Here is a 9,922-nt window from a genome sequence, read left to right on the forward strand (position 1 = left end):
AACCTTAATCATTAAGCAGCCCCTTGAAAAGAATATTCAAAATGATGTCCGGGTCCTCCGGATAGGTATGGTTCTCTGGATCTTCGAGCCAGAGAAAAAGAAAGGCGTTGCAAAGACTGTCAAGGGCAACGGCCAGCTGATACGGCTCTGCGATCTTATGAAACCGTTTCTTTTTCATCCCGCGTTCAAAGACCGGGGCGAGGGTATGCAGAAACTGGCCATATCGTTCCCGAATCTCCCTGTCAAGGCCTGCCTTGATATTGAAGCTCGCTCCCCGGGTTTCGGCAAAGTAGAGGCGAATGACCGGGACGTTTTCCATAAAGACAGCACCCTTGGTCTTCACATAATTTCGCAGTTTTTCAATTTCGTCATCCGTCTCTCCTATGGCCTTCGTGAGGGCCTCATGGAACCTGTCGGCCTGCTCAACGATAAGGGACTTATAGAGGTCCTCCTTGTTTTTAAAGAACTTGTAGAGCGTTCCGATGGCAAATTCGGCTTTCTCGGCAATCTCGTGCATGGATACATTGTGGTATCCCTTCTCGGAGAAAAGCTCCAGTGCTACGGCGAGCATATCTCGGCGCTGCCTGAGTTTCTCTCTTTCCCGACGTGAGAGTTTTTTCCTTTGCATTATTCGGCCTTCGCTTGGTTTCGTGTTTCTATACTTTGTGAATCTGACGTCATATTAAATAAAATGACATATAATTCATATTTTTAAGAATGAAATATATTTTGTCAAGCAGATAATTGACTTAACCGGGCAAAAGGGCTAAGAAAAAATTGTTCAATAAGTAAATATCCGGTGAACCCGTTATATCCTGCCTTGGAGCGGTTTACCTTTTTCCGGGTTTCGAGGCAAACCGCTCCTGCGGCAGGGCACGGACGGCAACCGTTCACGGAAAGGGGATATTTCTTTGAACAGTTTAACGGAAGCCCCCGCAGTTTTCCCGGCTTTTGCTATGGGGGAAACTGCATCGCCTTAAGCGCAGCGTAAGGCGAATGCAGAGGGGGGCAGGACATTCCCCATGTCAAAGGCCTTGAGAAAACAAGGGGCTGAATGGTGGAAGTGAAAAGAAATATCCCCTGCCACTGAACGGTTACGTGGGACCACGGGTTCATAAGAATATTTACTTCAATAAATTTTGCATAAGCTTTGTTTAGGCGGGAGTGAAAAGTTTTAAGAGGGAGACAGCCCTATGTCAAAGGATGTAAAGGGATCGGTAATGGTTGTCGGTGGCGGGGTCGCCGGAATGCAGGCTGCGTTGGACCTGGCGAATTCGGGCTTCCTGGTGCATATAGTTGAAAAGTCCGCTGCCATTGGCGGCGTGATGAGTGCGCTGGACAAGACCTTCCCCACCAACGACTGTGCCATGTGAATTATTTCCCCCAAACTGGTCGAGGTCGGCCGGCATCTGAACATCAACCTCATCACCCTGGCGGATGTGGAATCCATCGAGGGTGAGGCGGGAAATTTTCGAGTAACTGTCCGTGAACGTCCCCGCTATGTGGACATGGATAAATGTATCGCATGCGGGATCTGTGCCCAGAGATGTCCCCGCAAGGTAAGAGATGAGTACAACCAGGGCCTGGCCAAGCGCAAGGCCATCTATGTGCAATATGCCCAGGCCGTACCGCTCAAATACGTGATAGATGCGGATCACTGCATCTATTTCAAGAAAAAGGGCAGGTGCAGGGCCTGTGAAAAGTACTGTCCGGCAGGTGCCATTGATTTTACGCAGAAAGAGAAAATCCATAAAATCGAAGTAGGTTCTGTTATCCTGGCACCCGGCTTCGAGCCCTTTGATCCCTCCGGATTAGATACATACATCTATGCAAAACACCCTAATGTCGTCACCGCCATGGAATTTGAGCGTATGCTCTCTGCTTCCGGCCCCACCATGGGGCATCTCGTGCGATCTTCCGACGGGAAGGAACCCGAAAGGATCGCCTGGCTCCAGTGTGTCGGCTCAAGGGATATCAATCGATGCGACCACGGCTATTGTTCTTCAGTCTGCTGCATGTATGCCGTCAAAGAGGCGGTCATTGCCAAGGAACATGCGCGGGGCGTAAAAGCGACCATTTTCTATATGGACATGCGCACTCATGGCAAGGATTTTGAGGAATATTATAACCGGGCCCGTGATGAGCACGGCGTGCGGTTTATCCGTTCGCGCGTCCATACCGTAAATCCGGTAAAAGACGGCGATCTTGAGCTTATCTATGTCGATGATAACGGTAAATTAAAGAGCGAAATCTTCGACCTTGTAGTGCTCTCAACCGGCCTTCAGATAGGAAAGGATAGCATAGAACTGGGAAAACGCCTCGGGATTGAGCTGGATAGATACAATTTCGCCTTGACGGATAGTTTTGTACCTGTAGCGACTACGCGAAAAGGCATCTTTGTATGCGGGGCATTCCAGGGGCCAAAGGACATCCCCCAGTCTGTCACAGAGGCCTCTGCGGCCGCAGCGGCATCCAGCGTGCTTTTGAGCAAGGGCCGCTGGACCCAGACCCGGGTTCATGAGATGCCGCCCGAGACCAGTGTGACTGGAGAGCCGCCGCGTATCGGGGTCTTTGTCTGCCATTGCGGAATCAACATCGGCGGCGTAGTGGATGTGCCTGAAGTGGTGGATTATGCCAAGACACTCCCGTACGTCACCTATGCCGAAGACAACATGTATACCTGCTCCCAGGATACCCAGGTGAAGATGTCAGAAGTCATCAAGGAACAGGGTATCAACCGGGTGGTGGTTGCTGCATGCACCCCCAAGACCCACGAGCCGCTTTTCCGGGAGACCCTGATGAATGCCGGCCTGAACAAGTACCTGTTCGAGATGGCCAATATCCGCAATCAGGACTCCTGGGTGCACAGCAAGGACCATGCAGCCGCCACGGAAAAGGCCAAAGACCTTGTGAGGATGGCGGTCAGCAAGGCGGCACTGCTGGAGCCCCTTTCAGACACGGAACTGGGCTTCAACCCGCTCACCATGGTAATAGGCGGAGGTGTTGCCGGCATGGTGTGTGCGAAGAACCTGGCGGATCAGGGTTATGAGGTCCATCTGGTCGAACGCTCGGAGGACCTGGGCGGCCAGGCAAAGTTCCTCCATAAGACATGGAGGGGCGAAGACATCCAGGCCTATGTGAATAATCTGGCAGACGAGACCGAGAGAAATCCCCGGATACATGTACACCGATCCACCGAGCTTACCAATGTGGAAGGTTTTGTAGGTAACTTCTCCTCCACCTTAAAAAACGGGGATAAGGAAACTGAGCTCAGGCACGGGGTGGCAGTGATCGCCACGGGTGGTCATGAATACAAGCCCACTGAGTACCTCTATGGGGAGGATCCACGTGTGCTCACCCATCTGGAACTGGATGCACGCTTTATTCAGGATGATCCGGCCCTCAAGGATATCCGGTCAGCGGCCTTCATCCAGTGTGTCGGCTCCAGGGAACCTGACCGTCCCTATTGCAGCCGGGTCTGCTGCACACACACCGTAGAGAGCGCACTGGAACTCAAGCGGCGCAATCCGGACATGGACGTGTATGTGCTGTATCGCGACATCCGGACATACGGGGAGCGGGAAGACCTGTTCAGAGAGGCCAGGGAAAAGGGAGTTATATTTTTCCGCTATGACCTGCAATCCAAGCCAAAGGTGAGTAGAGGAAAAGATGCCCTGGAGATCGGGCTGGAGGATCAGATCCTCAAGAGACCCATCATCCTCCAGGCTGATCTGCTTGTACTTGCAACCGCTGTAGTGCCGTCTGGAGCAGGGCAACTGGCCACATTCTTCAAGATTCCGGTAAGCGAAAGCGGATTCTTCATTGAGGCCCATGCCAAGCTGAGGCCGGTTGACTTCGCCACTGACGGGATCTTCCTTTGCGGGCTGGCCCATTATCCCAAGCCCATTGATGAGAGCATTGAGCAGGCCCTTGCAGCGGCATCCCGTGCATCCGGCCTTATCGCAACGGGCAAGGTCTTTGCGAGCGGCACCGTGGCCGACATCAATCCCATGTGGTGCAGCGGCTGCGGGGTATGTGTTGCCATCTGCCCCTACTCGGCGCCATCTATCATGGAAGAGGGGCGATTTGCGGGCAAGGCGCAGATAAATCCTGTACTGTGCAAGGGCTGCGGCCTGTGCGTGGCATCCTGCCGGTCAGGGGCCATAGACCTCAAGGGATTTGCCCAGGATCAGATCATGGCCATGATTAATGAGGTGTAGGAGAAATTATATGAACGACTGGGAGCCGAAGATTACGACCTTTCTCTGTAACTGGTGCAGCTATGGAGCCGCTGATCTGGCAGGTGTGAGCCGTTTTCAGTATCCCCCGAATTTCAGGGTGATCCGCGTACCCTGCTCCGGCCGTGTGGGCCCGAAGTTTATATTGGCCGCCTTCCGTCACGGGTCTGACGGCGTCTGGGTATCCGGGTGACACCCCGGAGACTGTCATTACCTGGAAGGTAATTACTACGCAAGAAGAAAATTCGCCCTGTTGAAGGGGCTTCTGGAGCATATCGGGATTGAACCCGGCAGGCTGCATTTTTCCTGGATATCGTCTGCTGAAGCAACCAAGTTTGTTGAGGTGGCGCAGGAGGTGGCAAAAGAAGTAAAGGCCCTGGGGCCTGCGAAACACTTTATCAAGAAAAGGGCCGAGGTGGCATAATGCTGGAGTATGTCGAAAAGATCAAGGAAACCGCCAGAAAGCTGTTTGAAGAAGGCAAGGTGGATGTGTTCATCGGCTATAAGAAGGGAAGCGTTCCTATGATGAACCAGCCGGTCCTCATCAGTAATGCCGATCAGGTGGACCTCCTCTATTGGGACAGCAACTGCGGGTTGAACCTGTGCAATTATCTGACCAGACGCACGGACAGGATCGGAATCGTTGCCAATGGATGCAATTCCAGAAACATCGTTACGCATATCACAGAAAACCAGATCAGCCGTGATCAACTCTATATTGTCGGCATCCCCTGTAAGGGCATGATAGATCACCGGGCTGTCCAAAGGGCCGTGAAACAAAGGGAAATCCTCTCAATAGAAGAACAGGGGGAGACCTTCATGGTAAAAGGCAAGGATTTTGAGGATACATTCAACAAAAGCGATTATCTCCAGCGCAACTGTTCGGTCTGTACCCACCGCAACCCTGTAATATTTGATGAGATGGTTGCTCCGCCTGTAGAGGAACAAATTGGAGTCGATGCATACAAGGATGTAAAAGAGATCGAGGGAATGGACCCTGACAAAAAATGGGAATTCTTTACCCGGATAATTGAGAACTGTATCCGCTGTTATGCCTGTCGCAACGCCTGCCCCCTGTGTTACTGCCCCACCTGTTTTGTGGATGAATCAAAACCCCAGTGGGTAGGCAAAAGCAGTGATCCCATTGATACCATGACGTTCCATATCCTGAGGGCCTATCACTGTGCTGGCAGGTGCACGGACTGCGGCGCATGTGAAAGGGCCTGTCCGGTTGGCATCCCGGTGAGGCAGTTTACTAAGAAGCTCAACAAGGACGCGAAGGAGCTCTTCTCCTGGGAGGCCGGACTGACCCTGGACCAGCGTCCCCTTCTGGACGTATTCCGGCCTGATGATTACAACGATTTCATAAGGTAACGCCTAATGACAAAAAAGATCTATACCAAAGAAGAGTGGATAAAGGCACTGGCAGGCCTGAAATCCTCCTACAGGATATTTGTTCCGGTCATGGACGGGGATTTTTACATCTTCAAGGCCATGGACGAGACGAAAATCCCCGGCTTTGACTTTAAGAACACCAGGCTCTCCCCGAAATCATTGATATATCCCCAGTCGGAGCGGATGTTTGAGTACACCCTGGATGAAAATGCCCCTGATGCCAATATCATCAAGGAGTCTGAAAAGGACTATTCTCCCAGGGCGATCGTCGGGATAAGGCCATGTGACGCCCATGCCTTTCAGATCGTCAGGCCCAATTTCGACAATCCAGAGTATCAGGACCCCTGGTGGATAAGACGTTATGAATCAACCACTTTTGTGGGACTTGGGTGCAATGAACCCGTCTCCACGTGTTTCTGTACCTCTGTAGGCGGCGGTCCGTTCAGTGAGAAAGGCCTTGACGTGCTCATTTACGACCTGGGGGATACATTCCTTGTTAAGGCACTGACAGACAAGGGAGAGACGTTCCTAAATCAGGCACAAGGTGGAAAAGAGGCGGATGAGAAAGCAATAAGTGCCGGTGAAGACCTGGCGGCCAAGGCTGTGGACAAAATAAAGACAAAGGTACCTACAGACAAGTTGAAGGACAAGGTGCAGACCGAGCTTTTTGATGCCCCATTCTGGGATGATGTGGCCTTTGCGTGCATCAATTGCGGCATCTGTACATATCTGTGCCCCACCTGCTGGTGCTTTGATATCCAGGACGAGGTGTTTAAGAAACAGGGAGACCGGATCAGGAATTGGGACTCATGCATGTTTCCGCTCTTTACCTTGCATGGCTCAGGGCACAATCCAAGATCAAAGAAGGTACAGCGTGTGCGCCAGCGATTCATGCACAAGCTTAAATACTATGTGGACAAGTACAACAACGGAATCCAGTGTTCAGGGTGCGGCAGGTGTATCAGGAATTGTCCGGCGAATATAGACATCAGGGAGATTTGTGAATTGATGAATAGGTTTTGAAGTGCCTAAAGTGCCTAAAGTTTAAAGTGCCTGAAGTTATGGTTGATTAGATTGTAAGCGGTGAGAAATAAGTTTTTTGAGTATGATCATAATTGGATTATCTAAAACTCCGGTAGGAGTGGAGACTAAGTTGTAAATGGGCTGTTTAACTGCTTTTTTTCCTTAAACTTTAGCTCATTTTAGGTAAATATCCGGTGAACCCGTTATATCCTGCCTTGAAGCGGTTACCTTTTTCCGGGTTTCAAAGCTCACTCATCGCGGACCGGAGAGGCAGTGCAATCCGGCCCGCGATCGAAACCCTGCAAAAGGCAAACCGCTCCTGCGGCAGGGCGCGGATGGCAACTTCCACAGTGGACCACTGGTTCACCGAATATTTACCATTTTAGGCACTTTAAACTTTAGGCACTTTTATATACAGGGAGTATTACATTGGAAAACCCTTACTTACCCTATCCGGTTCGTATAGATAAGATCGTCACAGAGACCGAAGACAGGAATCTCAAGACCTTCAGGCTTGTGTTCCTCAACTCCAAGGATGAGGAGAAGTTCTCATATATCCCCGGTCAGTTCGCAGAGCTGTCCATAGCCGGAAGGGGGGAATGTCCCATCGGTATAGCGTCTTCCCCCACGGAGAAAGGACATGTCACATTTACCGTAAATAAGGTCGGGTTGGTTACAACCCGTCTGCACAACATGAAAGAGGGCGACGTGATGGGCATCCGCGGGCCCCTTGGCAACTGGTATCCATGGGAAGAGATGGAGGGGAAGAATGTTGTCATCATAGGCGGCGGATTTGCCTTTACCACATTGAGATCCAGTATTGTCTATATGCTCCATCCGGAAAACCGTTCCAGGTTCAAGGATATTTCCGTGGTATACGGTGCCAGGACCCCTGGCATGCTGCTTTACAAGGATGAGCTTGCGGAGTGGGAGCAGAGGAATGATATCCAGATGCACATTACTGTGGATGGAACGGATGATCCGGAATGGAAATACAACATAGGTTTTGTCCCCACCATCACGGAGCAGAAAATTACCAGTGCGGATGACGCCATTGCCATCGTATGCGGCCCGCCCATCATGATCAAGTTTACTCAACCTGTGCTTGAAAAAGTGGGGTTCCCCCCGGAGAGGATCATTCTCTCCCTTGAAATGCGCATGAAGTGCGGTATCGGCATGTGCGGCCGCTGCAATATCGGCGACAAGTTCGTGTGCAAGGACGGTCCTGTCTTCTCCCTGGCCCAGCTTAAGAATATGCCTCCGGAATATTAGGGAAAGCCGGGTTTTATGCATTACTTAAATTAAACGGACAGTATATGCTGTTGATATTAAAAGAGGATATTGGTAGGTGGCAGGACAATTGATGCGTTGCTGTGCACAACACTCCATTGAGCTTTAAGGACAAAATTGTCTATTTCCAATTTTCCAGATTGAAGTCTTCAGCAAAGGGGTTCACAAAACGGACTCCTTCAACGACGGCTCCCGCATCGAAATCTTCACTGAAAATTACCGGAATCTGATACAATCTCGCTGACGCCCAGATTTGAGCATCCCAATAGGACATCTTGTATGTGCAAACGCCACGCACGGCCTCCAACACGATCGGCCCCGTTACATCTATTACCTCACAAGACATGAGGTAATTCTGAATCCGTTCGTAGGCATCTTCCACAGTAAGCGGAGGATCAAGCCTGCGTGTGGCATTTACAAAAAATTCGACCAGTACCTGTGGGGTAAGAGCTCCGATGCGCCATGTAATAAGGCGATCCAGAACCGCCAATGCCTTCGGTTGTTTTACCGGCTCGGCCCTGTCATAGGCGTACAGCAATATATTTGTGTCTATCAAGATCCTATCGGCCATAGCGAGAGAGTCTCTCTTCATAGGCGTCTTCCCGCCTGAATTTACGACCTCCTGAAACGGGACCACCGGCCATCCGCTCAGCGATAAAGGCCTTTTCCCGCTCCCAGGCCTCCAGATTCCGAACTCCGGAATGCACAAGAACAACCTGGGCATCTATAGCCCTGCGTATCACTTCTGCCTCAGTAATACCCAGCATGCGCGAGCGTTTCTTGAGTACAGTGTCTTGCATGGGTTCGATATACACCTGCTTGCGGATCATCTGCACCATTACCATATCTCCTTTTCATTATATACATTATTTTATACATTACATATTGGTCTATCAAGAAACCGATTCCTTGAGATCAGATTAGACCTGGTCCTATACTAATGCCTGACATCCATCTCTCGTCCCAGTCAAAGTTCTCGATCTGACGCCGGTTTTGGGATACATATTAAACCAATAAATTCAAACAATGGGATGGATCCTGGGGGTGGGGGAAAGGCCTAGACTAGATTTTATTTAAAGTCCACTTGGTCCAGAACGTCCCTCCAGTTTCTCCTAGATAATGTTGACAATAGGCACACTTTTGGTCTATCATATGTCATATGTAAAATGAGTGAATTTGATTGGAACGATGAGAAAAATCTGTTTCTGGAAAAGACCAGAGGTATCGGTTTCGAGGATGTGGTGTTTCACATTCATAATGGTGATGTACTGGACGTTATCAGACACCCCGACAAAGACCGGTACCCTAATCAAAACATCATTATTCTCAATGTAGAGGGTTACGTTTATTTGGTGCCTTATGTGAAGGAGAAAGGAACTCGATTTCTGAAGACAATAATTCCCAGTAGAAAAGCAACAAGGGAGTATTTGGCATGAATACTAATAAAATGAAACTTGACGAGGAAGAGCTTCAAATTCTGCGTGATTTTGAACGTGGAGAATTTGAAAGCATCCGTAATTTCAGAGAAGAAAAACGAAAACTGGAGGAGGCGGCTCGAAAGACTCTTCAGAAAGACAGACGCATCAATATAAGAATCTCATCCCGCGATTTGGAAAGGATCCGGAAAAGAGCCGCCAAAGAAGGTATTCCCTACCAGACCTTGATTTCAAGTACGTTGCACAAACTCGTCAGTGGGAAATTGAAAGAAGTGGCCTAAATGTCATGACGAAGGGCTTGTCACCCCTGCACATGAAACTTCATTTCGTCTGTGATAGATAATAAACCAATAAATTCAAGCGATGGGATGGATTCCAGAGGGAAAAGCCCTTTAAGTTCATTCAGAAACACCGTTATATATTAACTCAGATAGAGAATATACCTCAAAAGCATATCATATATATCAGAAAAGAAATAGACTACCAAAAAAGAAACCTCCTGTTAAGATATATATAGGCACCAACCAAATAAAATCTCAA

12 protein-coding genes are annotated in these 9,922 nt (G+C 49.7%); 9 read left to right on the plus strand and 3 right to left on the minus strand.

What is annotated here, in order from left to right; all coding sequences use genetic code 11:
* Window positions 1-4: 4 nt before the first annotated feature.
* Window positions 5-628: a TetR/AcrR family transcriptional regulator gene (locus C4B57_10135; protein PXF53173.1), complete on the minus strand. Its 624-nt coding sequence runs from the start codon at window positions 626-628 to the stop codon at window positions 5-7.
* A 565-nt stretch (window positions 629-1,193) separates the two neighbouring features.
* On the opposite strand from C4B57_10135, the gene C4B57_10140 reads away from it, so the two are divergent.
* The 7 genes from C4B57_10140 (at window position 1,194) to C4B57_10170 (ending at window position 7,928) form a co-directional block, all read left to right on the plus strand.
* Window positions 1,194-1,373 carry a heterodisulfide reductase gene (locus C4B57_10140; protein PXF53174.1) on the plus strand — a complete coding sequence of 60 codons (180 nt, stop codon included), beginning with the start codon at window positions 1,194-1,196 and terminating at the stop codon, window positions 1,371-1,373.
* Between the two features lie 135 nt (window positions 1,374-1,508).
* Window positions 1,509-4,220 (plus strand): heterodisulfide reductase, encoded by a 2,712-nt coding sequence (locus C4B57_10145; GenBank protein ID PXF53184.1) that lies wholly within the window; start codon window positions 1,509-1,511, stop codon window positions 4,218-4,220.
* A 10-nt stretch (window positions 4,221-4,230) separates the two neighbouring features.
* Window positions 4,231-4,431, plus strand: coding sequence for a hydrogenase iron-sulfur subunit (locus C4B57_10150; GenBank protein PXF53175.1), 201 nt, complete (start codon window positions 4,231-4,233; stop codon window positions 4,429-4,431).
* A 21-nt stretch (window positions 4,432-4,452) separates the two neighbouring features.
* Window positions 4,453-4,662, plus strand: coding sequence for a hypothetical protein (locus tag C4B57_10155; GenBank protein ID PXF53176.1), 210 nt, complete (start codon window positions 4,453-4,455; stop codon window positions 4,660-4,662).
* Window positions 4,662-5,612 (plus strand): 4Fe-4S ferredoxin, encoded by a 951-nt coding sequence (locus tag C4B57_10160; GenBank protein ID PXF53177.1) that lies wholly within the window; start codon window positions 4,662-4,664, stop codon window positions 5,610-5,612. Before C4B57_10155 ends, C4B57_10160 begins: the two co-directional genes overlap by 1 nt.
* A 6-nt stretch (window positions 5,613-5,618) precedes the next feature.
* The gene (locus tag C4B57_10165) at window positions 5,619-6,656 is read left to right on the plus strand and encodes a 4Fe-4S ferredoxin (GenBank protein ID PXF53178.1); all 1,038 of its coding nucleotides are present in this window, start codon (window positions 5,619-5,621) and stop codon (window positions 6,654-6,656) included.
* 429 nt (window positions 6,657-7,085) lie between these two features.
* Window positions 7,086-7,928, plus strand: a complete 843-nt coding sequence (locus C4B57_10170; protein PXF53179.1) for a heterodisulfide reductase subunit F — start codon at window positions 7,086-7,088, stop codon at window positions 7,926-7,928.
* Window positions 7,929-8,067: 139 nt separating this feature from the next.
* Here C4B57_10170 and C4B57_10175 read toward each other — a convergent pair whose 3' ends face one another.
* Window positions 8,068-8,517 (minus strand): PIN domain nuclease, encoded by a 450-nt coding sequence (locus C4B57_10175; protein PXF53180.1) that lies wholly within the window; start codon window positions 8,515-8,517, stop codon window positions 8,068-8,070.
* Window positions 8,507-8,776, minus strand: a complete 270-nt coding sequence (locus C4B57_10180; protein PXF53185.1) for a hypothetical protein — start codon at window positions 8,774-8,776, stop codon at window positions 8,507-8,509. Before C4B57_10180 ends, C4B57_10175 begins: the two co-directional genes overlap by 11 nt.
* Window positions 8,777-9,112: 336 nt before the next feature.
* Between C4B57_10180 and C4B57_10185 the strand changes: the two genes are divergently transcribed.
* Together C4B57_10185 and C4B57_10190 are read left to right on the plus strand one after the other, a co-directional pair.
* Window positions 9,113-9,382 (plus strand): toxin, encoded by a 270-nt coding sequence (locus C4B57_10185; GenBank protein PXF53181.1) that lies wholly within the window; start codon window positions 9,113-9,115, stop codon window positions 9,380-9,382.
* Window positions 9,379-9,663 (plus strand): hypothetical protein, encoded by a 285-nt coding sequence (locus tag C4B57_10190; GenBank protein PXF53182.1) that lies wholly within the window; start codon window positions 9,379-9,381, stop codon window positions 9,661-9,663. The genes C4B57_10185 and C4B57_10190 overlap by 4 nt, the downstream gene beginning before the upstream one ends.
* Window positions 9,664-9,922: the final 259 nt, after the last annotated feature.

Source organism: Deltaproteobacteria bacterium (genome assembly GCA_003194485.1).
GTDB lineage: Bacteria > Desulfobacterota > Dissulfuribacteria > Dissulfuribacterales > UBA3076 > UBA3076.

What these genes read in the sequence shown, in the direction of transcription:
- C4B57_10135 (PXF53173.1), bottom strand. Translation starts at nt 628, where the DNA reads ATGCAAAGGAAAAAACTCTCACGTCGGGAAAGAGAGAAACTCAGGCAG.
- C4B57_10185 (PXF53181.1), top strand. Translation starts at nt 9,113, where the DNA reads ATGAGTGAATTTGATTGGAACGATGAGAAAAATCTGTTTCTGGAAAAG.
- C4B57_10175 (PXF53180.1), bottom strand. Translation starts at nt 8,517, where the DNA reads ATGGCCGATAGGATCTTGATAGACACAAATATATTGCTGTACGCCTAT.
- C4B57_10165 (PXF53178.1), top strand. Translation starts at nt 5,619, where the DNA reads ATGACAAAAAAGATCTATACCAAAGAAGAGTGGATAAAGGCACTGGCA.
- C4B57_10160 (PXF53177.1), top strand. Translation starts at nt 4,662, where the DNA reads ATGCTGGAGTATGTCGAAAAGATCAAGGAAACCGCCAGAAAGCTGTTT.
- C4B57_10150 (PXF53175.1), top strand. Translation starts at nt 4,231, where the DNA reads ATGAACGACTGGGAGCCGAAGATTACGACCTTTCTCTGTAACTGGTGC.
- C4B57_10140 (PXF53174.1), top strand. Translation starts at nt 1,194, where the DNA reads ATGTCAAAGGATGTAAAGGGATCGGTAATGGTTGTCGGTGGCGGGGTC.
- C4B57_10190 (PXF53182.1), top strand. Translation starts at nt 9,379, where the DNA reads ATGAATACTAATAAAATGAAACTTGACGAGGAAGAGCTTCAAATTCTG.
- C4B57_10145 (PXF53184.1), top strand. Translation starts at nt 1,509, where the DNA reads ATGGATAAATGTATCGCATGCGGGATCTGTGCCCAGAGATGTCCCCGC.
- C4B57_10180 (PXF53185.1), bottom strand. Translation starts at nt 8,776, where the DNA reads ATGATCCGCAAGCAGGTGTATATCGAACCCATGCAAGACACTGTACTC.